The organism is Maribacter chungangensis, from assembly GCF_042676845.1.
GTDB classification, from domain to species: Bacteria; Bacteroidota; Bacteroidia; order Flavobacteriales; family Flavobacteriaceae; genus Maribacter; species Maribacter chungangensis.
This window is the reverse complement of the sequence record NZ_JBHTHY010000006.1, coordinates 163,203-188,704: the sequence shown is the minus strand read 5'-3', so window position 1 is coordinate 188,704 and position 25,502 is coordinate 163,203. Positions and strand designations below refer to the sequence as shown.

Genomic DNA, 25,502 nt, shown 5'->3' with positions numbered 1-25,502 from the left:
CCATAAATTTGGAATATATACCAAAGAGATGAATTTTGAGCGTATACAGGAAAAGTTAGATATTTTGGCAGATGCCGCAAAGTACGATGTATCCTGTTCCAGTAGTGGCAGCACCCGAACAAACAAGAACAAAGGCTTGGGCAATAGCAGTGGTATGGGTATTTGCCATAGCTATACCGAGGATGGCAGGTGTGTATCGCTTTTAAAGATATTGCTGACCAACCATTGCATTTTTGATTGTGCCTATTGCGTAACGAGAAAGAGTAATGATATTAAACGAGCGGCATTTAAAATTCAGGAAGTGGTAGATCTTACCATCAATTTTTATCGTAGAAATTATATCGAGGGCCTGTTCTTAAGTTCCGGGATATTTAAGAGCGCCGACTATACCATGGAACGGCTTATAGCGGTTGCCAAAAAGCTACGGGAGGAAGAGAATTTTAACGGGTACATCCATTTAAAGTCCATTCCCGGTGCAAGTGATGAATTAATGTACGAGGCCGGATTGTACGCCGATCGCTTATCGGTCAATATCGAAATCCCCACTATTTCCGGCCTTAAATTATTGGCACCCGACAAAAAGCACGAAGACTTCTTAAAACCTATGTTAAAGGTAAAAAATGAAATAGTCCGCTATAAAAGTGAGAGGAAAGTGCTCAGAACCGTTCCAAAATTTGCTCCTGCGGGACAAAGTACCCAGATGATCATAGGTGCCACGGGAGAATCGGATAAGGACATCATGTATTCTGCCACACATTTTTATAAAAACTATAATATGAAACGGGTCTATTACTCGGGTTATGTTCCGGTGGCCAATGATCATAGGTTACCTGCCATAGGCACGCAGGTGCCCATGCTAAGGGAAAATAGGTTGTACCAAACCGATTGGCTGTTGCGCTTTTATGGCTTTTCGGTACAGGAATTGGTAAATGATACGCACCCCAATTTAGACATAGAAGTAGACCCAAAATTAAGTTGGGCTTTAAGAAACCTGCATCATTTTCCAGTAGATATCAATAGTGCGGACAAAAGCGTATTGGCCCGTATCCCCGGTATTGGCATGCGTAGTGTGGGTAAAATTATTAAAGCAAGGAGCTTTCGCAAATTGAACTGGGAACATTTAAAGAAAATGGGCGTTGCCCTAAACCGCGCCAAATTTTTTATCCTGTGCGATTCCAAGCATTGGGAACGCAGGGATTTGGATGCACCGCGTATCAAAGGAATGATCTTACAGACCTCTACGGCGAAGTTTCGCAAGCACTATGCCAGTCAGTTATCATTGTTTAATTAAAAAAGTGACAGATGGAAATTACAGAAACAACAGAACGTTTGCATGTACTCGATAAAAGTAGACAGGCCGTCTTGAACGCTGGTTATCGCCTAGTGGTTTATAAAAGTAGGCTAAGAAAAAGTGCTGTGACCCTTAAAAAAAGAATTACCCTATTTTATTTTTAAAACAAAGACTATGGAGACCGAAAAGCAACAGATTTCAGGGATGGAGAGCAAATCAAGAACCTTTGTATACGACGGTAGTTTCAACGGATTTCTTACGGCCGTTCTCCTTGGTTTTGAACAAAAAATCACCCATGCGATACTACAAAAGCAGGGCGACTCGCAACATGGCCTTTTCACGGAAAATGAGACTGTATTCACAAATGTTACGCAAGCCAAACGCGTATGGAACGGTATTAAGAATCGAAGTAATACCGCCATTAAGAATATCTACTTTGCATTTCTAAGCGAGCAAAAGGGTATAGAGCCCCTACTCTACTGCTACATTAGAAAGTTAATGGGCTGTAAGGCGGATCGTAGTACGGATTTTTCAGATGACTGTATGTTAAAGATCGATCAGCTTGCCCATAAAGTAGGAAGGGAAAAGCACCGTATTGAAGCTTTTGTGCGTTTTCAATTGACCAAGGACGAGGTGTATTTTGCTCAAATAGAGCCAGATTATGATGTACTTCCCCTACTCTCCAAGCATTTTCGCTCACGATATGCGGATCAACAATGGATCATTTACGATGCAAAGCGAAAGTACGGTCTGTATTATGACCTGCAGGGTGTGGAGTTGATCAAACTGGATTTAGAGGAGAATTTTGCCAATAGCATCAATCGAAGTTCCGCCATGAAAACGGAAGAATATGATTATCAAGATTTATGGAACACCTATTTTCAGAGCACGAACATAAAATCGCGCATCAATAAAAAATTGCACGAACAGCATGTACCCAAGCGGTACTGGAAATATCTATCAGAGAAGAAGGTCAGTTAATTGGCAGTTATCCCTATAGCGCAGAGGAAGTGTAAACCGATTCATTTTGCTTTTCAGGCTTACCATTACGTCCAAAAAAGTCATACGCTGTAATTTTTAGGAATGCACGCATAAGGCATTTATTGGTTCACTAACCATCTAAAACCTTATTTTTGTGTTACTATAAAACACAAAACCATGTTCAAAAGAATTGCAACACTTACCCTAGTATCCCTGTTATTTGTATCCTGCTGGAAAGACAAAAGTCCCGAAGACCTAATCCGTTTAAAGGATAAGTTTAAATCTACCGTATCTTCTTTTGAGAAAAAAAAGGAGACCGCCAACAAAAATGTAACCAAGGGATTGGAAACCTTGAACGCCCTAAAAAAGGCCTTGGAAGATACCAAGAACGAGGATAAGGAATTTGCCAAAGTCTATGGTGACTGGGAAAAAGTGAACAAGCGTGTAGCACGATTGAACAAGGAATACGAAGACTTAAAAGAACACGCAGCCAACCTCTTTAACGCTATGGAAACACAAACCAACAGCCTTAGCGACGAAACGAGCAGAAACACCTTGAACGGCGCCATTAAAAAAGCACGCACCAAATACAATGCTACCTTGGCCAATACCTCAAAAGCCATAGAAAAATTAAGACTACTTCACGGAGATGCGGTAGAAGTGGTAAAAGCACTTGAAGTGGCGGCAGCATTAAACTCCTTCGATAACATCAACGACCAAATGAAAAGTATTGAGGGCCGTGTAGACGGTATAATGCAAGAATTGAACGTAGCGGTCGTAGAGAGTAAAAAGTTGTACGAGAAAAAAATCACCGAGCTAGGCGAGTGATAACATCTACAACGGGAGCTCACTGTATGAAGCCAACAACACGTTCCAATTTGATATGACTACATTTCTTGTGACCGGGGCTACCGGAAATATGGGCCAAAGCCTAATTGGATTTTTGCTTGAAAAGGAAGCTAATGTAAAGGTGATAGCGGCCGTTAGGGATGTAGTAAAGGTAAAAAAGACTTATGGGAGTTTGAAAAACTTGGACTTTAGACAGTTCGATTTTAAGGACAGTACTAGTTTTTCAGATGCCTTAGCGGGTGTGGATACTGTTTTTCTACTGCGTCCACCACAGATTTCCAAGATAGACGCTTATTTTAAGCCCTTGTTAAAGGCAATCTCAAAAAGCACTGTTCGTCAGTTATTGTTTCTATCGGTACAAGGTGCGGAGCAAAGCAGCATGATTCCCCACCACAAAATTGAATCCTTGGTCAAAACATATCGTATTCCCTATGTTTTTCTGCGTCCCAGTTATTTTATGCAAAATTTGACCACAACGCTTTACAAGGATATTGTAACAAAGAGAAAAATCATCTTACCTGCCGGCAAGGCAAAATTCAATTGGGTAGACGTGTCCAATATCGCAGAAGTTGCTGCTCATATTCTCTTAAATTTTAATACATTTAAAAACAAGGCCTACGAGATAACTGGTCCTGATAATTTAAGTTTTGAACATGCCGTTGCCATCATTAATAGGTATGTAAAGCATCCATTGGTTTACAAAAAAGTAAATCCCCTATCATTTTTCTTAATCAAAAAAAAGGAAGGTATGGCAACGGGCTTTATTTTGGTAATGCTCGTTTTGCATTTTTTGCCCAGATTTCAAAAAGCACCGCGGGTATCTACCTTTTACAGCGATCTTCTGGGAAAAGCCCCCACTACTTTAGATGCTTTTGTGAAGCGTGAAAAAAGCTGTTTTGAAAAAGAAACACTTTAAATTCCCTATCTGTTTCCTTTTTCCCCAACAAAATGGTCGTTCTTGGTTTTAAACAGGACGTTAAACGAAGTAAGACTACCATACATACGTGTGATATATTGCTGCAGGTCGATTTTTTCCTGGTCATCCAGATTTTTACTGCTATTGATTTTTTGCTCCATAACACGAATACGGTCTCGGACCATTACAATTTTATGGAAAAAGGTATCTATGGGCATTTCCTTGTTTGCTGAAGCATCTCCAGGATCTAGAATCAGTTTTCCTCCACGCCATTTATCGGCAATGGCCACCTTTTCATGGGTGTCGCTCCATTTTTCCAATATCTTGGTGAGGGAACTTTCGATGTCAAAGAAACTTACGGTGTCTACATCATCCTCTAAACGTTCAATGACTTCAAAATCGTCGTCTATGGCGATGGTTTCCAGCCCCTTTTCCATAAACGTAACCCAGTAGTGTTTGGAAGAAACATTTGTAACCACTCCCTTTCCATATTCTTTATGATCTATACGTGATCCAATTCCTAAGATTTCCATAGTTATTATTTTAATTGAAAACGCTAATTTAAAGGCACTATTGCAAAACTACAAGAAGTAGAAAGCCTTTTGTTTGTATCGTTTTTAAATTGATTTGGAAGTGGTTTAAACTTTTCACGTTCAAGCGAAAATTAGCAATTTTATGATCATTTGAAGGCTTTTTTGAGTTGCATAGCACCGCTATGGAAGGAAAAAAAGACAAAAAATGGGCGAAAAAGAGCAATTTTTTAGCGAACAGAAAAAGTTTAAATGACTTCTTGCCACCAAGACAAACTTATCTTACTTTAGAAGACAAAATAGCGTATAAAATTGTAAAGAAATGAACGTAAAGAAAGCCATAATCCTAAGCTTGGTCTGTCTGTTCGCCTTTTCCTGTGGGGAAACCAAAAAGCAAAAGGAAACCAAGGCAACGCAAGATGCCAAGGTTTCAAAAAAACTAAAAGTCCTGATCGTAGACGGCCAGAACAATCACTATGTGTGGCCTAAAACTACGATGATGATGAAGGACTATTTAGAGGAAACCAATCTTTTTGAAGTAACTGTAGAACGGACGGATTCTGTTTGGCTAGGAATTAAATACAAGGAAGAACGACCGGAACCTTATACCATGTTCATTGAAAAATATCCTGTTGGCGATGCCTCTTACGCCATTTCCCATGAACCGGTTCGCACTTCTGATTTCAATATTGATTTTGAAGCCTATGACCTAGTAGTCACGAATTTGGGGTTCGAAGCCGCCCTATGGCCGGAAACCACAAGAAACAGTTTTGAAAACTATATGAAAAATGGTGGCGGACTAGTGGTAGTCCATGCGGCCAACAATGCTTGGGGGAATTGGGATGCGTATAACAAGATGATCGGTCTAGGCGCTTGGGGAGGACGCGATGAAAGGGCCGGGCCTTACGTTTATTATAACGACGCTGGCGAGCTAGTACACGATACCAGCTTGGGGGTCACGGGTTCCCACGGAGCCGAGTACGAGTTTGAGGTCATGACCAGGGCACCGGAACATCCTATCATGAAAGGCATTCCCAATTCTTGGCTACACACGCAAGACGAATTGTACGAGCGTATGCGCGGCCCTTTTGAAAATGCAACAATCCTGGCAACGGCCTATTCGGACGTGGAAAAGAACGCTCCGCCTTGGGACCCCAATGTAAAAGGTCTTGGTCAGCATGTTCCCATGCTCATGACCATCAACTACGGAAAAGGCAGGATATTCCACACTGCTATGGGCCATTTTGATTATTCCATGGAATGTGTCGGTTTTATAACCACCTTACAACGTGGTGCCGAATGGGCGGCCACAGGTAAGGTAACGCAGGAACTACCGGAAGATTTTCCTTCAGAAGGCAAAACATCCAGTAGAAAGTGGGCTAAGTAATACAGTTTTTATAACAAGGTTGTTTCTCTAGTCCGTAGCACCTTCTACAGTTCTACTATCCACCAAATAAATAATTTTCCAAACCCCATCCTCTAGGAACAGCTGAATGGAATTGGCGCCGGCGTGATGTAACTTGTTATCCATCCAAAATTCATAAGGGGTCCAAACATGTGCCAAAGGACCATCAACTTGAACGGTATAACTCAGCAGCTTCTCTTCAAAAAGTGTAGTTTCGGGAATGGATGCGACTCCGTTGATAAGATCATCAAAATTTTGTACTCTTAAAGCTTGTATCCCATTTTCATTAGGTGCCGTACGTCTCAAAACCGCGTCTTTATGAATCCATTTTTGCATACCTTTTGCATCGCGCCCATGAAAAGATTCAAAAAACGAATCAACGGTATTTTTAACGGCTTCCTCCTGGGTCTGCGAAAAAGAGCATAGAAAGGACACTAAAAGAATGGTGGTAAAAAGACGTCTCATAACTATAATACATGAATTGGAATAGTTAAAAGTAAACATAATCCATCAATTTGGTACAGGAAAAAGGCATCGGCACATTAGCACGTCATTCTCATCAAAACTCCTTATTTTTATCGCCAACAAAATACAATCCATGTCCACAGCAAAAAAAGAGTACAAAAGAGTAACCGTAAAGTCCTTGGTGGACATGAAGAAAAACGGCGAAAAAATTTCCATGTTAACGGCTTACGATTACTCCATGGCCAAAATTGTAGATAATGCCAGTGTAGATGTTATTTTGGTAGGGGATTCTGCCAGTAACGTTATGGCAGGCCATGAAACTACCTTGCCTATAACATTGGATCAAATGATCTATCATGCATCTTCTGTAATCAGGGCTATTGATCGTGCCCTGGTCGTTGTAGACCTTCCCTTTGGAAGTTACCAAAGTGATCCAAAAGAGGCCTTGCGTTCAGCTATAAGAATTATGAAAGAAAGTGGCGCCCATGCCGTCAAGGTTGAGGGTGGCGCGGAAATTAAGGAATCGGTAAAAAGAATTTTAGCGGCCGGTATACCGGTGATGGGACATCTTGGACTTACGCCACAGTCCATATACAAATTTGGGACCTACACCGTAAGGGCAAAGGAAGATGTAGAGGCGGAAAAACTTAAACAAGACGCGCTCCTGCTAGAAAAACTAGGTTGCTTTGGTATCGTTTTGGAAAAAATTCCCGCTAATCTCACTAAAGAAGTTTCAGAAAGTCTAACGATTCCGACGATAGGTATTGGTGGTGGAAAGCATGCAGATGGACAAGTTTTGGTCATCCACGACCTTTTAGGGATGACACATGAGTTTAATCCACGGTTTTTAAGACGTTACATGAATCTTTATGAAGAAATGGGCAATGCCATTTCCAGTTATGTAAAGGATGTGAAAAGCAGGGATTTTCCTAATGACGATGAACAATATTAAGAAATAATGTATTGAAAGGGAACTTAACAGTTTATCGATTTTATATCATAGCCTTGGTGCTATTAAATGTTGGTTGCGATCAAATCTCAAAAGGAGTGGTTCGAGAAAATGTGAAAAGTAGGGACTATATAGAATTGGTGAATGACCATCTAATCCTTACCAATGTAGAAAATACCGGGGCAATGCTGGGTTTTGGCGCTAACTTCCCTCCTGTTGCAAAAATCATCTTATTACAGATACTCCCCGTAATGGTTCTCATAGTGCTTTTATTTCGGGTACTTCGCAAAAAAACCGCCGACACCTGGCTTGTACTCGCTTTTGCTTTCGTTATCGGTGGAGGTATGGGCAATTTAATAGACCGGATATTCTATGGTTCCGTAACCGACTTTTTTCAAATACGGTTGGGTATTTTTAAAACAGGAATTTTTAATATGGCCGATGTTGCGGTAACCTGTGGTGTACTTTTGATTCTGCTATTGAGTTTGTCCGGTAAAAAATTAACGATTTGAACTTGACGCATCAATTTGTTGCCAGAATCTATAATGACCGGTAGCGTTTACCTCTATCCCAGCATGAATTCTTTACAGTTGAATACCCTTATAGTAGTATTACGAATAGAAACAACAACACCGTGGTGGTAGATCATCAACATAGCAACCCTAAAAATCTTCAGATACTTTTTGAGGACAATCATATCATTGTCATCAACAAACGACCGGGAGATATCGTTCAAGGCGATAAGACCGGAGATATGCCTTTGAGCGAAGTCGTTAAGGCATATATCAAAGAAAAGTATAACAAACCCGGAAATGTATATTTAGGTGTAGTGCACCGGCTAGACAGACCTACTTCGGGTATCGTTCTTTTTGCAAAAACCTCCAAAGCCCTTCCTAGGCTAAATAAACTGTTTGCAGAAAAAGAAGCAAAAAAGACCTATTGGGCCATTGTGAAGAATATTCCGGAAAAAACAACGGATACCTTAACGCATTGGCTAAAGAGGAATCCAAAACAAAATAAATCCTACGCACATACATATGAAGTTCTGGATAGTAAAAAGGCTATTTTAGAATATCGATTGATAAAAAAACTAGACCGTTATGCGGTATTGGAGATCGATCTCAAAACAGGCAGGCATCACCAAATTAGGACACAGTTATCTAAAATTGGCAGTCCCATAAAAGGAGATTTAAAGTATGGTTTTGACCGAAGCAATCCCGATGGCAGTATACATCTTCATGCAAGAAAGTTAACGTTTATACATCCTGTAAAAAAGGAGGGGATTACCATAGTGGCCCCACCACCTAAAGAAACCATTTGGCAGGCATGTCGTTAATTTTGTTACTTTTAAGCACAAAATATTACTTATGAAATTTCCCTTACTCCTATTTATGGGTTTTTTGCTACTTACCGGGTGTGGCGGTTATAACTCCATAGATAACTTTTACAATACCCATAAAAATGATAATCAAGTTACTGCCGTTCGCGTCCCTAGATTTATGTTGGGATTGTTGAGTGAAATCTCTCCCGAAATGAAAACCCTTATTGGGAATACAAAGGATGTAAGATACATACAGTTTCCTAGTGCCACGCCTGCGAGAAGCCAATTTTTGAATCAACAAATGAACGGTATAACAGGAAACTCGTTTATAGAAGTGTTTCGAAAAAATGATGACCTAAAGCGAAACGTGGTCTCAATACGGGAAAAGCGGGATGCTGTCAAAGAAATACTGATCTATAATAATAACGGCCAGAACGGTTCTTTTTTGTACTTCAATGGAAACTTTGATCCTGTTAAAGTGAGACAACTGGCTAAAGATGATGGTTTTAAAGTCTTGGGAGATGGTATTATCAGTCAATTTACCGGCAGAGGGGCATCAGATATCAGTCCTGTGGAATAAGATGTTGCTTTTTTGAAGACCTAAAGCTCTCTATCACAACCGAACCCAGTATTAACATGCCACCTACAACTGTGGTCAATTCGGGAATTTCATTTAAAAATATAGCTCCGATAAGGATACCATAGACGGGTTGGATGCTACTTAGAATGCTTACGGTGGTAATGCTAAAATGTTTGAAAGTCATTAAAAACAAGGTATGCCCGATAGCGGTAGTTATAACCGCTAAGGCAACAAGGCCTTGCCACTGATTCAAAACCAGCTCAAAATCGGTATAAAAAAATGCAGGAAGTAACAAACAGCCTATGATCCCAGCTTGATATACCATTAGGGCAGAACCGTGATACTCGGTTACTTTTGATTTTAGAACCAAGTTTCTTAGCGCATAACAGAGTGCGGAAAACACACCTATTGCGATGGCCAACGTATTGGAATCCTGAAAATTTAGGTCGGGGCTCAATAAATAAATCCCAACCAAGACCATAGCTCCCAATAACAAATGTATTCTTTGTAGTTTGGTTTTTAACAACAGTGGTTCCAAAAATGCGGTAAGTACCGGGTAGGTAAACAAAGAAAGCATACCAATGGCCACGCTGGACCATTGTAAGGCATAAAAATAGGTCACCCAATGCAAGCCCATAAGTATAGCACTGAGCAGCACCGTGCCCCTATGCACCGGTTTTATTCGCAACGAAATACCTTTCCACTTACAAAATAGGACGAGTACAAAAAAAGCTAAAATACCTCGGGAGGCTATGGTAACGGGAACCGGAAGGTCTACATATCTTCCCAAGGCGCCCGAGGTCCCTATAAAAAGCATAGCGAGATTAATTTCCAACAAATTTGAAATGTGCGATCGTCTCATTTATGCCCTAACCCTTAACGTGTTTGCAACAATGCTTTTTCCCGTATTATTTGCGAAACAGGTTTGTTTTCCAAATGGCTCTCTAACCAAGAAATAATATCCAAATATAAAAATGCCCGTTTTTCGTAAGGGTGGTCCTCATACTTTTTAAACTCGGTATGCAGTTTTTGAAATTCAGCCTTAAGTTCATTTGGATAAATTCCGCCAAGATTCCTTAAAAACTTGATCATTTCTTTTTGCACCGCGTGCATATCGTTCATTTTCAACAAAAACTTATAGGTGCTTTTTAATTGAACTTCCAAATGGTAATCCATCCCGGCTTCGTAATGCGCCACAAGGCTCAACACTCTTGCAAAGCACATTAAATCCTCTCGCATTTTCAGGTTTTTGTTATCGATGATTTTTTTCAAGTATACAATACATGTTTTATTATCGCCTATACCAAAATATAATGAGGCTATTTTATAGTACAAGACCATTACATGATGTGCATCTATACGATCCTTATGTTTATTGATGCCATACTCTATAATTTTAACAAGGTATAATCCCTTATCAAAGGTACCTTCCAAAAAATGAAGATTTAGCTTGTTGGCATTTAAATATAGAAATGCCAAGGACGCAATATTGTCATTTTTTGGAAAATTCTTGTCTTTTAAAACGATTTCCAACTGCTGAAGTGTTTCTTTAAACAGGGAACTGTATTTTACGTAAAATAAGGACTCTAACAGATAATGGTTCCCTTTAAGATAAAACACGGGGTTCAAATAGATCATCTCTTTGTTTTCGTTAAAAAGATCTACCCATTTGCTGGAATATTTGTAGCAGGAAAGAAAATCCTGTATTAAAAAACTATACCATAAATGTGCTTTGTACAGCCAAAGTTTCTCCCTAAAACCAAGCTTTTCCAAGTTGTATTTAGGTAAGTGTTTGGTAAAGTAATCCTTTACTCTTTTGAGATCATCATCACTACGCACATAACCTACCTTTAACATCATACCGTACAACTGTAGCGATAGATTGGAAAGTTTGCTGGTCATTACATTTTGCCCCGATAATTCCTTTGCTTGTACTGCGAGTTCATCCGCACGATCCGGGATACTGCGGGTTATGTATTGGGTTTCTATTATTTTTTCCAGTTCTACAATTTCATAGGCAATGTTCTTTTCCTCATTATCGATCGCAACGGATTTTGCCTTATCCAATATCTTAAGACTTTGCTTGTATAATCCCTTTTGATATAAGATGGTTGCAAAATCCAGTTGCTCCCGAATCTGGACACGAATATTCTGATTTACCGGATTTAAACGTAAGCTCACCAAGATTTGGCGATATAAATGCGCCTTTAGGTTGGACAACTGTGCTTTTTTAACGCTAACACTACTTAAAATCACCTTCTCGTCATATTTCTTTATTTTATCCAAAAGATTGAACAAGGCCAGAAATTTGGCATCGGTGTTAACCCCAAGGCGACCTACGTAAAGCTTAAATTGTCGCTTTTCGGATTTTGATAAGGCTTTTACCAAAATGAACAGTGCGTCTTTATGGGCATTTGTCATCGTAAAAAAAATAGTTTAAGTGTTTGAATATCAATTAACTGAATATGCAAAAAAGTGTCTTAACATTGTAAAGTACATAACAAAATACACATCTTTTGTGTATATGGTCATATATTCGTTTGACCGGTTAAAACTACGTAAATATAATGAGCAAAGATATAGTACAAATTTTTGATACGACACTTAGGGACGGAGAACAAGTCCCTGGCTGTAAGCTGGACATGGAGCAAAAATTAGTTATTGCCGAACGTCTGGACCAACTCGGTGTAAATATAATCGAAGCGGGGTTTCCTATATCCAGTCCCGGAGATTTTAAATCTGTGGAAGCCATTGGCAAACTAGTTAAAAATGCAACTGTATGCGGACTTACCAGAGCGGTTAAAAAGGATATTGAGGTTGCTGCCGAAGCTTTAAAATATGCCGTAAAACCAAGAATACACACTGGTATTGGCACCTCCGATTCCCATATCAAATTTAAGTTTAATTCGAACAGGGATGCCATTATAGAAAGAGCGATAGACGCAGTTAGCTATGCCAAGACTTTTGTTGAGGACGTTGAGTTTTATGCCGAGGATGCAGGAAGAACGGATAATGACTTTTTAGCTAGGGTTTGTGAAGCCGCTATAAAAGCAGGAGCCACCGTACTTAATATTCCAGATACCACGGGCTATTGCCTTCCAGAAGAATATGGAGCCAAAATGAAGTATCTAATGGAGAATGTAAAAGGTATTCATAAAGCGATACTTTCTTGCCACTGCCATAACGATTTAGGACTTGCCACCGCTAATTCCATTGCAGGCGTTATCAACGGTGCACGCCAAATAGAATGCACCATTAATGGTATTGGCGAACGTGCAGGAAATACAAGTTTAGAAGAAGTTGTGATGATATTAAGGCAACATCCAGACTTAAAGTTAGATACTACTGTGAACAGTAAATTGCTTTATGATACCAGTTTGATGGTATCCAATAAAATGGGTATGCTGGTGCAACCCAATAAGGCCATTGTTGGTGCAAACGCTTTTGCACATAGTTCGGGAATACACCAGGACGGTGTTATTAAGAACCGGGAAACCTATGAGATTATGGATCCAGCGGATGTAGGTGTAACGGAATCCTCAATCGTACTTACCGCAAGGAGCGGTAGAGCTGCTCTGGCATATCGTGCGAAAAATGTTGGTTACGAGTTAACTAAGATTCAATTGGACGAAGTGTACAGTGAGTTTCTAAAGTTGGCGGATAGGAAAAAGGAGATTTTGGATGGTGACATCCATGAAATCATAGAGATGAGCAATATAAATCTAGTAAGGGTTAGCTAACCATGCAATTGAACATAGCCGTTTTAGGAGGTGATGGTATTGGACCGGAGGTAGTGGCGCAATCCATTAAGTGCTTAAGATCCGTTGAAGAAACCTTTGGGCATAGTTTTACGTTTAGAAAGGAATTGGTAGGAGCCGCCGCAATAAAAGCAACGGGCGACCCTTTACCAGAAAGGACACTCCAAACATGCAAGGATTCAGATGCTATTCTTTTTGGGGCAATAGGTTCCCCGGAATTTGATAGTGACCCAAAAGCAAAGGTATGGCCAGAACAAGGGCTGTTGCGACTAAGGAAAGAATTAGGTCTTTTTGCGAACATAAGACCGGTTAAAGTTTTTCCCACCCTAGTAAAACAATCACCTCTTGCAAAAAAAATAGTACAACATACAGATTTAGTTATTTACAGGGAATTGTCCGGAGGTATTTATTATGGTCATAAAAGTATTAATGAGGATAATAACTCGGCAACAGATACCTGTACCTACACAGAAAGTGAAATCAGTAGGATTACCCACCTGGCGTTCAAGGCTGCAAAAGCTAGACGAAAAAAACTCACGTTAGTCGATAAGGCCAATGTGCTGGAAACGTCTAGGCTGTGGCGAAGAACGGTGTATACCATTGCTGAAAGCTATCCGGAGGTTACTTTGGATTCCTTGTTTATTGATAATGCGGCCGTACAAATGATTTTGAACCCTAGTCAATTCGATGTAATTTTAACCGACATTATGTTCGGTGATATTCTATCTGACCAAGGAAGTGTAATTGCAGGATCTATAGGCCTTCTACCCTCAGCCTCCGTAGGGGCGGATTATGCCATGTTCGAACCCATTCACGGTTCCTATCCCGATGCCAAAGATAAGAATATCGCTAATCCCGTAGCATCTATACTAAGTACCGCAATGCTTTTGCAGCATTTTAAAATGCAGGAAGAATCGGATGCCGTAGTTGCTGCCGTTCTTAAATCGTTCTCCAAAAAAATAGTTACTCCGGACATTATGGGAAGTAGCAAGTACGGAACCAATTATGTGGGCGACTTTATCGCAGATAACATTATGGAGTTGGATGGCAGCTTTAAAATAAACGATGAAAATATCGATCTAGGAAAATCTACCATCATTTAACCACCATTACGCCTCAAATAATTAGGTAACAATCCTTACTGGCAAGGCCCTGTTTAAATTCTACCAACATATCCACTTTCCCTACAGTCTGCCCTTATACCAATTTAAGTTTTGAATGTCGTATTGAAAATTTGAATTATTTTTTTCTCAGTTTAGGAATGAAATCTAAGCATAGCATTAGCTATGGTTTTATTTTATGACGACAAATGAGTAAAAAAGAAACTTGTTTTATGCGACATCTAGAAGTTAAATTGGTATTACATTAAAGACAGCGATGCACGAAGGTATAGAGCAGGCTAAAATTAAAAACAATTCAACAACTTCTATATTGAATGTGTTATGGCATTGTTTTATCTTTACACGCTATAAAACCAACAGATGAAAATTTCTTACAACTGGCTAAAACAGTTTATACATATTGATTGGGATTCCAAAAAAACCGGAGAACTTTTAACGGATCTTGGTTTAGAAGTGGAAGGAATTACGCCATTTGAATCTGTTAAGGGCGGACTCAAAGGTATCGTTGTTGGCCATGTGCTTTCTTGTGTAAAGCATCCCAATGCGGATAAGTTGAAATTAACATTGGTAGATATAGGTGGCCAAACGTCTTTACAAATAGTTTGCGGGGCTCCAAATGTCGCTGCAGGCCAAAAAGTTCCAGTGGCCACTATAGGCACCAAACTATATACTCCCGAAGGAGAGGAATGGACCATTAAAAAAGGAAAGATAAGGGGTGAAGAAAGCCATGGAATGATCTGTGCCGAAGATGAACTAGGTCTTGGGGAAAGTCATGACGGCATAATGATTCTAGAAGATAGCCTTGAGCCCGGAACGCCTTGCGCAACATTGTTCGATGTAGAGAACGATGAAGTTTTTGAAATTGGATTAACGCCGAACAGAGCAGATGCAATGAGTCATTTTGGTGTGGCAAGGGATTTAAAGGCAGGGCTGCTTCAAAAGGAGATTAAATCGGAATTGATTACACCACCAACAAGTCATTTTAATGTCGACAATAGGTCCCTTAGAATTGATGTAAGCGTTGAGGACAAAGAACTAGCACCTAGATATTGCGGGGTCACATTAAGCAATCTAATTGTGCAACCCTCTCCAGACTGGTTAAAGAACAGGTTAAGGGCAATAGGTATTGCTCCAAAAAATAATATAGTCGATGCTACCAATTATGTGCTTCATGATTTGGGGCAACCCCTTCATGCCTTTGATGCCGCAAAGATAAAAGGCGCTAAAATTGTGGTTAAGCAAATGCCAAAAGGCACAAAGTTTACCACCTTGGATGGTATAGAGCGTGAGTTGCACGAAGAAGATTTAATGATCTGCAACGAGGAAAAACCCATGTGTATTGCCGGTGTATTTGGCGGCATACATTCAGGGGTATCGGAACATACGACGGCTATATTTTTGGAAAGTGCATATTTTGACCCTATATCGGTTCGTAAATCTGCAAAGAGACATGGATTGAATACAGATGCTTCGTTTAGGTTTGAACGCGGTATCGATATAGAAAATGTTGAATATGCCCTAAAGCGGGCTGCATTGTTAATAAAAGAAATTGCTGGTGGAGATATTACCTCGGACATTGTAGATTTATATACAAACAAGAAAAATGATTTTGAAGTTTTCTTGGCTTTTGAAAAAATAAACAAGCTAATTGGCCAAGAAATTCCTAAGGACACCATAAAATCTATCCTGGCCTCATTGGATATAAGGGTTAAGAACGTAACGGAATCCGGAATGGGCCTTTCCGTTCCTTCATATAGAGGTGATGTACAAAGACAGGTCGACGTTATTGAAGAAATTCTCCGAGTATATGGATACAACAATGTTGCGTTCAGCAAAAAGCTAAATGCATCGATTGCAAGTACCAGCGCTTTTGAAGACCATAAAGTGCAGCATTCCGTAGGTAATTTGTTGGCGGCTAAAGGTTATTATGAAATTTTGACGAATAGCTTAACTTCTCCCGAATACCTTACTTTACTACAAGATAAAGCTGCCGAAAAGAAAGCGGTACGCCTTGTTAACCCACTTAGTGGCGATTTATCTATTTTACGAAAGACTTCTATTTTTTCTGCTCTGGAAGTTGCCGCTTATAATATGAACAGAAAACGGCAAAACCTTAATTTCTTTGAATTTGGAAAAACGTATCATACCGTAGATGACAACCGAATTGAAGAAAAATATTTATCTATTTTATTAAGTGGGGCAACGCATGAACCTAGCTGGATAGCCACTGCTTCTCCTACCGGATTTTTTCAGTTGAAATCGATCGTTGAAACGGTATTGCATAAATTGGGAATAAACGATAGCACTAGCCGGCCAGATAGCTCAGGCTTATTTACAGAGGGACTTTCCTTGGTAAAAGGTCCAATGACCTTGGTCGCTTTTGGAGTCGTAAAGAAATCAATTTTAAAAACCTATGATATCAAACAGGATGTTCTGTTCGCAAATTTCAACTGGGATATCATTTTAAAATTAATGAACAAAAAGGGAATTACGTTTACCGAAATTTCCAAATATCCGGAGGTGAAAAGGGATTTCGCCTTATTGCTAGACGAATCGGTAACCTTTAAGCAAGTCCATGATCTTGCCTATAAAAACGAGCGTAAGCTACTAAGAAACGTAAATCTATTTGACGTATACGAGGGAGACAAACTGCCAAAAGGCAAAAAGTCCTATGCCGTAAGTTTTACCATACAAGATGATACAAAAACGTTGACGGACAAACAGATAGAAAAAATAATGTCTAAACTTCAGATGGGTTACGAGAACGAACTTAACGCAGAATTAAGGTAAAACCCATATTTTATTAAAGCGATGCAACGGGCAGGAAAACACTGTCTACTTCATGTATTACACCATTACTTTGGTTCACATCAGCAAGTACTATTTTTGCTTTGTTGCCGTTCTTATCGGTAAGGATAATATCGATTCCGTTCATGGTTGCCGTAATCTTTTGCCCCTGTATGGTGGTAAAACTTGCTTTTCCTCCACCCCTGGACATAGACCTTAAAATAGAGGAGGCAGAAAGCTTGGCCGCTACGATATGACAGGAAAGAATTGACTTCAACTCTTTTTTGTTCTGGGGATCCAGTAAGCGCTCCGTGGTGAGGTCGGACAGCTTTTCAAAAGCCATATCCGAAGGTGCAAATACAGTAAACTGACCATTGTACTCCAACACCTTGTCCAAATCGGAGGCACGCAGTGCATTACTAAGGGAGCTGAGCCGGTTCGATGTTTCCGCGTGGTTAAGGATAGACTTATCCGCGTCCATTACATAAGTTGACACCAGCGGTAGTATTGTATTTTTTACCGGCTCCTGAGCTGTTGAGACTAAACTCGATAAAAGCATACAAAGAGACACGGCGGGGAATGACCATTTTTTCATATAGGTGGTTATGTTCGGGGCGGATAGTTCTATTATCCGGTGAAAGGTTTAATTTCTTCGTCAATATACAATCTAAGTGCTGTGCAACATAATTTCCAATCCAAGTAATAATTATTTTAACAAAATATTAACATTTTGAAGCGTTAAACAAAATTTCATCGAAATCATTTATTAGGTAACTTTGAGATGATTGCTAAAAAAAGAAAACATGTTCTTACAAAAAACAAACATTCAACAAAAGTTAGCTAGAGAAAAAGCTAAAAACCCAATTGGCGAACAGCAAGTACTTGATGAAGTATTTGCCATCCTTAAAGACATAGATGTTCAACATGAACGGATAAAGAAAAGTATTTCCAATGGTGGAGGCGCGCTAAGCAATAACTTTGAATTTGACTTGTTGGAGCGTTCAAGGATATTTCACATTAGCGATATCAAAAAGATCTGTATCGATTACCGCCTGCGTTTTCTAGACTCCCGTTATTTCAAAGGCGAGATCCCTGTTGAAGGTATTTCAAAGATTAAATCGCTCGAAAAAGAGCATGGAATAGCGTTAAAGGGATTTAAGATAATTGCACCTTCTAAACTGTTTAAACTGGAGGACAAGGACGACCCCTTGCTTTTTGCCCCTATAGGCAATGGTTATTTTTACCTTGTTCATCAATGGGGAAACGATTTACATGCGCTAAGAAAAGCGATGATGTGGCCCTTTAAAAGTATTGTTAATTTGGCCGTATTGGTTTTTGCCATTAGTTTTTTAGTTACCCTTATGGTACCTGAGGGCTTATTTTCAAAATCCAATTCGTCCACGGAATTTTGGATACTATTTTTCTTTATGTTCAAGTGTATCGCTTCCGTCGTTATTTTTTATGGGTTTGCCTTGGGCAAAAATTTTAATCCGGCAATTTGGAACAGTAAATATTTTAATGCCTAAAACATAGCTGCGAACAAAGCTTATTTAGTAGGGAATATTAGTAAGGGTATATCCTGTAAGTCAAAGTTATCTACTAGCTTTAAATCAGGAGCAGGTGTAATTCGTATGACGCCCCCTGCAGAATTATTTTTTTGATAACCAATAACAATTAAGTTGTTTACATCGTCATAACTAACTGTTGTTGCTTGTTTTACATTGTATTCTACCCTCAGCTGCGCTTCGTTCAAGAAATTTTCAAAATAATATAGCACGGTACTGTTTTTATCAAAATCGTGCATTGCCGGGCTGGCCTTTGGCTGGTTATTCAACGCAACAGATCTAAGGTAATACATATTGCCGGTTGCATCGAAGGTTCTTTGCTCGGAATTAAAAAAGTGGGGCTCCGTTCCCGTTGTGTATTTGGTGTAGGTAGAAGCCAAGGAATTGCCATCTATGGTAGTGTGCGCGTCTGGATAGGCTACAATAATATCTCCATTCGTTTTTTTGAACATGGTACCGACATTAAAGCCCATATCCATTTCAAGAATTTCGATGTTCTCCTTAATATCCAAGATAGTAAGTGCATTTTTTTCGGTGCGATGTTCATCCCAAGTCAAAACAAATAATTTTGCTCCGGATACAGCCAGTTTCACAGGTTTTTTGTTTAGCACGTAATCCTTGTGGGTATTGGTATTTAAGTCAAAACTTCTTATGAAAAATACCTGTTCCTTAGCGGTAACATCGATAACATAGGAAAGAAATACAGTATTGTCCTGCTGCGTAACCGCGGTTACGCCAAGTGTGCAAGAAGAGAGGTCAGAAAAAACAGGGGTAGAAAATTCAGTAGTATCTTCAAAATCGTAAAACACTATGTTGCCATCACAATCGCCGGTGTTTTGATACATGATAATTTTAGACCCTTCCCTATGGGTTATCGATGGTGCCATGGTGCTAAAGGAGATGCTTTCCGTATCATTAAGGTGGAGACCTTCAGGATTCGCTGCTATCTTTTTAGTATAGGGTCCGGAAGCACTGGAGAATAGCACATTGTATTCCGTAGCGCGTAGGGCCATTTCATTGTCTTGGGAGCCATCATCTGATGCACTGCAACCAAGCAAAAAACCACCCAAAACAACCCTGGCAATTGGTCTCCAGACTTTCATGATGTATGTATTTGGTTAGACGTAAATGCTAAACCGGAACAGTATACATCTTGCCCCGCTGCTCCTTTAATGCCTTGTCGGACATGTATTCATCAAACGTAGAATAGCGGTCAATATTGCCTTTTGGGGTCAACTCTATAATTCTATTTGCCACTGTTTGAGCAAATTCATGGTCATGCGTAGTAAATAGAACGGTGCCCTTAAAATTCTTTAGCGAATTGTTGAACGCCGTAATACTTTCAAGGTCCAAGTGGTTGGTTGGTTCGTCCAACATAAGTACATTGGCTCTCAACATCATCATCCTACTTAACATACATCTTACTTTTTCCCCTCCGGAAAGTACGGTGCATTTTTTCAATGCCTCTTCACCGCTAAACAACATTTTGCCCAAAAAACCTCGGATGTAAACTTCTTCGCGCTCTTCCTCCGTTGTTGCCCATTGGCGCAACCAATCTACCAAATTGATGTTTTGCTCAAAGTAATGCGAATTATCGGCAGGAAGATAGGACTGGGTAGTAGTAACGCCCCACTGAAAACTTCCTTTGTCAGCTGGTCTTTTATTGTTTATAATTTCGTAAAAAGCGGTCGTGGCCCTTGAGTCTCTCGAAATTATGGCAATCTTATCGCCTTTGGAAAGGTTAATGTTAACATTGTCGAACAAAATTTCACCATCTTCGGTTGATGCCGAAAGACCTTCAATATTCAAGATCTGGTCCCCCGCCTCTCGTTCCCTATCAAAAATAATAGCAGGATATCTTCTACTTGATGGTTTTATATCGTCGATCTTTAATTTGGATAGCATCTTTTTTCTGGAAGTGGCCTGCTTGCTTTTTGCTACGTTAGCACTAAAGCGCATGATAAATTCCTGTAGCTCTTTTGCTTTTTCCTCAGATTTCTTATTCTGTTGCGCTCGTTGCCGTGCCGCTAACTGACTGCTTTCGTACCAGAAAGTGTAATTACCGGAATACAGGTTTAGCTTGCCAAAATCGATATCGCCTATATGGGTGCATACGGTATCCAGAAAATGACGGTCGTGCGAAACTACGATCACTGTATTTTCATAAGCTGCCAAAAAGTTTTCCAACCAATTTATGGTCTCGTAATCCAGATCATTGGTAGGTTCGTCCATGATCAAAACATCCGGATTCCCAAAAAGTGCCTGGGCCAATAGCACCCGTACTTTTAATTTAGAATCCAGTTCGGACATGAGCGTGTAATGCTGTTCGGCACCAATTCCCAGGTTGGATAATAACGAGGCCGCATTGCTATCGGCATTCCAACCGTTCATTTCCTCGAACTGCACTTGAAGTTCCCCTATCCTATCGGCATTTTTATCATCGTAATCCGCATAAAGGGCATCGATCTCTTTTTTGATTTCATATAAGGGTTTATTTCCTTTTACAACGGTTTCCAAAACAGTAAAAGCATCGGAGGAGTTGTGGTTCTGCTCTAAAATGGACATCCTTTTATTAGGCTCCAAGTGCACATGGCCCGATGTTGGGTCTATTTGACCAGAAATAATCTTTAACAAGGTAGATTTACCAGCACCATTGGCACCAATGATACCATAGCAATTTCCTTTCGCGAACGTAACGTTCACTTCATCGAACAAAACTCTTTTTCCAAACTGGACCGATAGATTAGACACAGATAACATAACCACTTTCTTTTAAAATCGGTGCAAAAATAGCTAATTTTATACGGGAACCCTAACATTCTTAAGGGTGTATCACATTTCCCGGTTCATATCATCAAGGCACTTAATATTTAACGCACCATTAACAGCAAGGGATACAGGTGTTCCTTAAATTTGAAACGAAACATTCCCTTTTTAATATGAAGAGATTTCTACCTCTTGTTATTATACTCATTGCGGTCAGCTGCAATACAACACCAAAAAAAAATCACGTTTTATTCGCTGGGGAAATTGTAAACCCGAGTAGCGATTACGTGGTATTATTAAAAGGAACAGAGGTAATAGACTCTGCAAAGTTGGACGAAGCCAACAGATTTACCTTCAAATTAAATTCCGTTGATGACGGTCTTTACCATTTTAACCATGCTCCTGAATTTCAGTACGTTTATCTAGAAAAAGGCGATAGCTTATTAATGCGCCTTAATACCTTATACTTTGACGAATCGCTTGTTTTTTCTGGAAGTAGTGAGGCTATAAACAACTTTTTGTTAGAACTTTTTTTATCGGATGAAGCGGAAGAGGAAACAATTAGAAAAGAGTATTATAATCTGGAATCCGATGAGTTTACCAAAAAAATAAATCAACTCAAAAATGAGAAACTACAGAGTATTGCCAGTATAAAGGAAGAATCGAAACTATCCGAAAAGGCATTTAGAATTGCCAAGGCCAGCGTAGATTACACCTATTACCGCTATATGGAAATGTACCCTTTTGAACATAAAAGAAAACAACGTGATCACGGTCTGCATGAAATGGACCGTAGCTTTTATGAGTATAGAAAAAATATCGATTATAATGACAAAGAGCTTAACTACCTTAGGCCCTATTATGATTTTATGAAATCCCACCTGGGCAATATTTCTTTTATGACCTGTAAGAAAGCCTGCAACGATGTGAGTACCGCAACTAGGAACCAACTACATTTTAACAAACACAAGCTGCACGTAATAGACAGTTTAGTAGTTGAAAAGGAACTCAGGGACAATCTTTTTAGAAATGTAGCTTTTGATTATTTACTTAAGGAACATGACTCTCCTGAAAATAATAAGATTTTTTTAGAGGACTTTGTAACCGTTTCCGGCAACAATATGCATATAGCGGAAATAGAACATCTTTATGAAGGCATTCGTAATATACAGCCCAACAGCCCTATTCCTTCCATAGCGGTATTATCCTCAACGGATGAATCCATAACCTTACCCGAAATAGGGAAAAACAAAAAAACGGTTTTTTATTTTTGGTCGGCTGCAAACAAAACTCATTATCGCAATATTTTTAAACGAATACATAAGCTTTCCGTGTCAAAACCGGAGTTTGATTTTGTGGGCATCAATTTTCATACGGACAAAGCAAGTTGGAAGGGAATAGTAGAAAGTGCAGGATTGGATATTGCCAAACAGTTTAGGGCGGTAAACTTTGAAGAGGCGAACAGGAAATTGGTTATCTACCCAATGAACAAATGTATAATTACGAACGATACACTTATCGTTGATGCTTTCTCCAATATATACGCCAACTTTTAGGTGGTTGTTCCGGCTTTATAAATTTCGACGCAAAACCAAGTATTACTTACTGTAGTTTAGCAGTAACGATTCATACCAGCTATCCGGTAACATTCGCTTTAACAGCACCGAAAATTTTTGCAGAAACGGTCCTACCTTGTAGTGCGCCTTGGGATTTTTGATCTGCATTATTTTATGAACCAACTTAGCCACTTCCGTTGGGTCTCCCCCACCATCTACTTGATTATCTATGGTCGTTAAGGTTTTTTGATAAGCTACCTCATAAGGGGAGTCTGTCTTCACGGGAGCATGGTAACGACCAGAAGCTATATTTGTCGCAAAATCACCGGGAGCAATGGCGGTCACCTTAATGCCAAAATCACGTGTTTCCAGCCGAAGGCTTTCGGTTAAAATCGCTAGGGCTCCTTTCGTTGCCGAATAAATTCCCCTATATGGTAGTCCCATATAGCCGGCAATAGAGGTAATATTTATAATCAAACCGCTGTTCTGTGCCCGCATTTGTGGCAAAACAACCTTAATTACGTTCAATGGTCCATTAAAATTAGTGTCAAAAGCGCTAAGAACCTCATGGTTGGGCGTCTCCTCCAATGGTCCTGTGATACCAACACCTGCATTATTGATCAGCACATCCAAACGTCCTTCTTTTTTAACTAGTTTAGAAACGGCCATCTGAATACTATTCGGCTCCCTAACATCCATCTCCAAAAGTTGAAATTCACTAAAATGCGGATAATTGGAAAGACTTCGGGTAGTGCCGTACACCGTATGTCCAATTGCCGTTAAATACGAGCCAATTGCCTTTCCAATTCCAGAGGAACCACCGGTAATAAGCACAGTTTTCAATTCCATTCAAATTTTTAATTACACTATAACACTAGGGGTAAGATACTGTTTTTTAGATTTTTAAGCGTCCTTGAAAAACCTAAAACCAACAAAATGAAGTAGGTTTTAAAGGCTGACTTTAAAACACAAAAAAAAGGCAAGCTACCTACATCGCACCGCTACAACCATATACCCTTGCTGCGTTCCCACCCTGGGGGATTCTACAGGAGCTGGTCGTGTAGGACTTGCCAGCTGCAAAGATACAATGTTTTATAAAGTTGGCAATTCTTTTCCATTCTAAATTTTATGAATTCCGTTGGCCGGATTCATACTCAATAATCGCTTTCCAATTCTAAGTAGTACTTTTGTAACTGGAATTATTAATTTTATACAATGCATCATCTAAAAATCTTATACGTTTTATGCTTTCTTGCTTTTGTAGCCTCTTGCGGGAGCGGAAATCAAAAGCCATCCGAGCTTTTTGATATTACCTTAGAAGGAAACAAGACTACACTGCAACATGGGGATAAGCTGGGCGTCAGTATTAAGAACCTGTCGGATAAGGAGATACAAAACGTGACCTACAAAATCGATGGAACAACATTGGAACCAGATGGGAACAAGCTTCAGTTCAATATTCAAAAACTAGGAAATAAAAAACTAACAGCATCCATTACTTATGATGAAAAGACAGTAGAAATCTTTAAAAACATAAAGGTTCTTGCCGCAAAGGCTCCCGAAATTTATACCTATACCATCATAAACGAGTTTCCACACGATAACAGGGCTTACACACAAGGATTGGAGTTTTACAATGATACCTTATATGAAGGCACCGGAAAACGAGGAAGGTCATTTCTTAGGAGTGTAAACTATAGAACAGGGGAAGTACTACAACAGGTAGATTTGGACAAGGCCTATTTTGGCGAAGGAATTACGATACTAAAGGAAAAGATATATCAATTAACATGGCAAAGTGGTATAGGGTTTATTTATGATCGCAAAGAACTGAAGAAATTGGATAATTTCCAGTACGGTCAAAGTAAGGAAGGCTGGGGACTTACCAATAATGGTGAAAAATTGTTCAAGAGCGATGGGTCCGAGAAAATTTGGACCTTAGACCCAGAAACGTTAATAGAGGAAGATTATATAGAAATAGTCACCAACTCCTCAATATTCAATGAAACAAATGAATTGGAATATGTAGACGGTAAAATATATGCCAATGTTTATGGTAAAGCCGGGGTTATGATAATTGACAGTTACACAGGAGCTATTGAAGGTGTTGTGAATTTTGGGGGTTTAAGCGATAAAGTGACAAAAACCAAAAATTGGGTAGCTACGGATAACGTGCTCAACGGTATTGCATACCATCCGCAAAGAAAAACATTTTTTGTAACCGGAAAGGAATGGGATAAACTATTTGAAGTACAGATCCATAAGAAATAGGATGAACAGCTACGAAAAGGAAATAACGGTCACCAAAGATGACCTAGATGATTTAGACCATGTGAACAATGTACGCTATGTACAGTGGATACAGGATATTTCCAAAGAGCACTGGCAAACCATGGCGCCAAAAGATGTTCAAGAAGAAGTGGTCTGGGTGGTAATGACGCATCATATAACATACAAAGCGGCAGCGGTATTGGACGACCATATTATCCTAAGAACTTACATTAAGAACAGTAAAGGTGCCAAATGCACTAGAGTGGTAGAAATTTACATGGCCAAAACAAATGCCCTATTGGTGCGTTCCAGTACCGAGTGGTGTCTGTTAAATAGAACAACCTTTAGACCTATGAGAATATCGGAAAGAATAGAAAACATTTTTTTATAA

The 25,502-nt window shown here is 39.5% G+C and carries 25 protein-coding genes and 1 other RNA gene; 17 read left to right on the top strand and 9 right to left on the bottom strand.

Translation table 11 applies throughout. From position 1 onward, the window contains the following. The first annotated feature begins 28 nt into the window (after window positions 1-28). From ACFQZJ_RS08810 to ACFQZJ_RS08790, 5 genes are all read left to right on the top strand, one after another. Window positions 29-1,291, top strand: a complete 1,263-nt coding sequence (locus ACFQZJ_RS08810) for a putative DNA modification/repair radical SAM protein (protein ID WP_379933944.1) — start codon at window positions 29-31, stop codon at window positions 1,289-1,291. Between the two features lie 11 nt (window positions 1,292-1,302). Beyond that, window positions 1,303-1,455, top strand: a complete 153-nt coding sequence (locus ACFQZJ_RS08805; RefSeq protein WP_379933942.1) for a hypothetical protein — start codon at window positions 1,303-1,305, stop codon at window positions 1,453-1,455. 10 nt (window positions 1,456-1,465) lie between these two features. Continuing rightward, window positions 1,466-2,272 carry a TIGR03915 family putative DNA repair protein gene (locus ACFQZJ_RS08800; protein ID WP_379933940.1) on the top strand — a complete coding sequence of 269 codons (807 nt, stop codon included), beginning with the start codon at window positions 1,466-1,468 and terminating at the stop codon, window positions 2,270-2,272. A 177-nt stretch (window positions 2,273-2,449) separates the two neighbouring features. Next, window positions 2,450-3,100, top strand: a complete 651-nt coding sequence (locus ACFQZJ_RS08795) for a hypothetical protein (protein ID WP_379933938.1) — start codon at window positions 2,450-2,452, stop codon at window positions 3,098-3,100. Between the two features lie 55 nt (window positions 3,101-3,155). Then, on the top strand, window positions 3,156-4,037 hold the full coding sequence (locus tag ACFQZJ_RS08790; RefSeq protein ID WP_379933936.1) for an NmrA family NAD(P)-binding protein: 882 nt from the start codon (window positions 3,156-3,158) through the stop codon (window positions 4,035-4,037). Window positions 4,038-4,042: 5 nt separating this feature from the next. Here ACFQZJ_RS08790 and ACFQZJ_RS08785 read toward each other — a convergent pair whose 3' ends face one another. Then, complete coding sequence (locus ACFQZJ_RS08785; protein WP_379933934.1) at window positions 4,043-4,570, bottom strand: hypothetical protein; 528 nt, start codon at window positions 4,568-4,570, stop codon at window positions 4,043-4,045. Between the two features lie 319 nt (window positions 4,571-4,889). Here ACFQZJ_RS08785 and ACFQZJ_RS08780 point away from each other — a divergent pair, with 319 nt between their 5' ends. Then, window positions 4,890-5,954 (top strand): ThuA domain-containing protein, encoded by a 1,065-nt coding sequence (locus ACFQZJ_RS08780; RefSeq protein ID WP_379933932.1) that lies wholly within the window; start codon window positions 4,890-4,892, stop codon window positions 5,952-5,954. Window positions 5,955-5,981: 27 nt separating this feature from the next. Here the strand turns inward: ACFQZJ_RS08780 and ACFQZJ_RS08775 are convergent, their stop codons facing one another. Next, on the bottom strand, window positions 5,982-6,437 hold the full coding sequence (locus ACFQZJ_RS08775; protein WP_379933930.1) for a nuclear transport factor 2 family protein: 456 nt from the start codon (window positions 6,435-6,437) through the stop codon (window positions 5,982-5,984). 133 nt (window positions 6,438-6,570) lie between these two features. On the opposite strand from ACFQZJ_RS08775, the gene panB reads away from it, so the two are divergent. From panB to ACFQZJ_RS08755, 4 genes are all read left to right on the top strand, one after another. After that, window positions 6,571-7,389: a 3-methyl-2-oxobutanoate hydroxymethyltransferase gene (panB, locus tag ACFQZJ_RS08770; protein WP_379933928.1), complete on the top strand. Its 819-nt coding sequence runs from the start codon at window positions 6,571-6,573 to the stop codon at window positions 7,387-7,389. An 11-nt stretch (window positions 7,390-7,400) separates the two neighbouring features. Further along, window positions 7,401-7,898: a signal peptidase II gene (gene lspA / locus ACFQZJ_RS08765; protein ID WP_379933926.1), complete on the top strand. Its 498-nt coding sequence runs from the start codon at window positions 7,401-7,403 to the stop codon at window positions 7,896-7,898. Window positions 7,899-8,023: 125 nt separating this feature from the next. Continuing rightward, window positions 8,024-8,722, top strand: a complete 699-nt coding sequence (locus ACFQZJ_RS08760) for an RluA family pseudouridine synthase (RefSeq protein ID WP_379933924.1) — start codon at window positions 8,024-8,026, stop codon at window positions 8,720-8,722. Window positions 8,723-8,753: 31 nt separating this feature from the next. After that, window positions 8,754-9,287, top strand: coding sequence for a DUF4252 domain-containing protein (locus ACFQZJ_RS08755; protein WP_379933922.1), 534 nt, complete (start codon window positions 8,754-8,756; stop codon window positions 9,285-9,287). Here the strand turns inward: ACFQZJ_RS08755 and ACFQZJ_RS08750 are convergent. After that, complete coding sequence (locus ACFQZJ_RS08750; RefSeq protein WP_379933920.1) at window positions 9,271-10,149, bottom strand: DMT family transporter; 879 nt, start codon at window positions 10,147-10,149, stop codon at window positions 9,271-9,273. The two genes, ACFQZJ_RS08755 and ACFQZJ_RS08750, sit on opposite strands and share 17 nt — an antisense overlap. A 14-nt stretch (window positions 10,150-10,163) precedes the next feature. Further along, window positions 10,164-11,708: a hypothetical protein gene (locus tag ACFQZJ_RS08745; protein WP_379933918.1), complete on the bottom strand. Its 1,545-nt coding sequence runs from the start codon at window positions 11,706-11,708 to the stop codon at window positions 10,164-10,166. Window positions 11,709-11,854: 146 nt separating this feature from the next. Between ACFQZJ_RS08745 and ACFQZJ_RS08740 the strand changes: the two genes are divergently transcribed. From ACFQZJ_RS08740 to pheT, 3 genes are all read left to right on the top strand, one after another. Beyond that, window positions 11,855-13,027 carry a 2-isopropylmalate synthase gene (locus ACFQZJ_RS08740; RefSeq protein ID WP_379933917.1) on the top strand — a complete coding sequence of 391 codons (1,173 nt, stop codon included), beginning with the start codon at window positions 11,855-11,857 and terminating at the stop codon, window positions 13,025-13,027. A 2-nt stretch (window positions 13,028-13,029) separates the two neighbouring features. After that, window positions 13,030-14,148 (top strand): 3-isopropylmalate dehydrogenase, encoded by a 1,119-nt coding sequence (gene leuB / locus ACFQZJ_RS08735; protein WP_379933915.1) that lies wholly within the window; start codon window positions 13,030-13,032, stop codon window positions 14,146-14,148. A gap of 378 nt (window positions 14,149-14,526) precedes the next feature. Next, entirely contained in the window at window positions 14,527-16,956 is a 2,430-nt protein-coding gene (gene pheT / locus ACFQZJ_RS08730; protein WP_379933913.1) for a phenylalanine--tRNA ligase subunit beta, read from the top strand. Window positions 16,957-16,969: 13 nt separating this feature from the next. Here pheT and ACFQZJ_RS08725 read toward each other — a convergent pair whose 3' ends face one another. Continuing rightward, window positions 16,970-17,548, bottom strand: a complete 579-nt coding sequence (locus ACFQZJ_RS08725; protein WP_379933911.1) for a fasciclin domain-containing protein — start codon at window positions 17,546-17,548, stop codon at window positions 16,970-16,972. Window positions 17,549-17,756: 208 nt separating this feature from the next. Here ACFQZJ_RS08725 and ACFQZJ_RS08720 point away from each other — a divergent pair, with 208 nt between their 5' ends. Further along, the gene (locus tag ACFQZJ_RS08720; RefSeq protein ID WP_379933909.1) at window positions 17,757-18,479 is read left to right on the top strand and encodes a hypothetical protein; all 723 of its coding nucleotides are present in this window, start codon (window positions 17,757-17,759) and stop codon (window positions 18,477-18,479) included. 20 nt (window positions 18,480-18,499) lie between these two features. Here ACFQZJ_RS08720 and ACFQZJ_RS08715 read toward each other — a convergent pair whose 3' ends face one another. Together ACFQZJ_RS08715 and ACFQZJ_RS08710 are read right to left on the bottom strand one after the other, a co-directional pair. Next, on the bottom strand, window positions 18,500-19,621 hold the full coding sequence (locus ACFQZJ_RS08715) for a hypothetical protein (protein ID WP_379933907.1): 1,122 nt from the start codon (window positions 19,619-19,621) through the stop codon (window positions 18,500-18,502). A gap of 28 nt (window positions 19,622-19,649) precedes the next feature. After that, window positions 19,650-21,278 carry an ABC-F family ATP-binding cassette domain-containing protein gene (locus tag ACFQZJ_RS08710; protein WP_379933905.1) on the bottom strand — a complete coding sequence of 543 codons (1,629 nt, stop codon included), beginning with the start codon at window positions 21,276-21,278 and terminating at the stop codon, window positions 19,650-19,652. A 179-nt stretch (window positions 21,279-21,457) separates the two neighbouring features. Here ACFQZJ_RS08710 and ACFQZJ_RS08705 point away from each other — a divergent pair, with 179 nt between their 5' ends. Then, window positions 21,458-22,840 (top strand): transaldolase, encoded by a 1,383-nt coding sequence (locus tag ACFQZJ_RS08705; RefSeq protein ID WP_379933903.1) that lies wholly within the window; start codon window positions 21,458-21,460, stop codon window positions 22,838-22,840. A gap of 42 nt (window positions 22,841-22,882) precedes the next feature. Here the strand turns inward: ACFQZJ_RS08705 and ACFQZJ_RS08700 are convergent, their stop codons facing one another. Both ACFQZJ_RS08700 and ffs read right to left on the bottom strand, forming a co-directional pair. Then, window positions 22,883-23,689, bottom strand: coding sequence for an SDR family oxidoreductase (locus tag ACFQZJ_RS08700; protein ID WP_379933901.1), 807 nt, complete (start codon window positions 23,687-23,689; stop codon window positions 22,883-22,885). 125 nt (window positions 23,690-23,814) lie between these two features. Next, an RNA gene (ffs, locus tag ACFQZJ_RS08695) (signal recognition particle sRNA small type) lies at window positions 23,815-23,913 on the bottom strand. A 142-nt stretch (window positions 23,914-24,055) separates the two neighbouring features. Between ffs and ACFQZJ_RS08690 the strand changes: the two genes are divergently transcribed. Continuing rightward, on the top strand, window positions 24,056-25,111 hold the full coding sequence (locus tag ACFQZJ_RS08690; protein ID WP_379933899.1) for a glutaminyl-peptide cyclotransferase: 1,056 nt from the start codon (window positions 24,056-24,058) through the stop codon (window positions 25,109-25,111). 1 nt (window position 25,112) lies between these two features. After that, on the top strand, window positions 25,113-25,502 hold the full coding sequence (locus tag ACFQZJ_RS08685) for an acyl-CoA thioesterase (protein WP_379933897.1): 390 nt from the start codon (window positions 25,113-25,115) through the stop codon (window positions 25,500-25,502).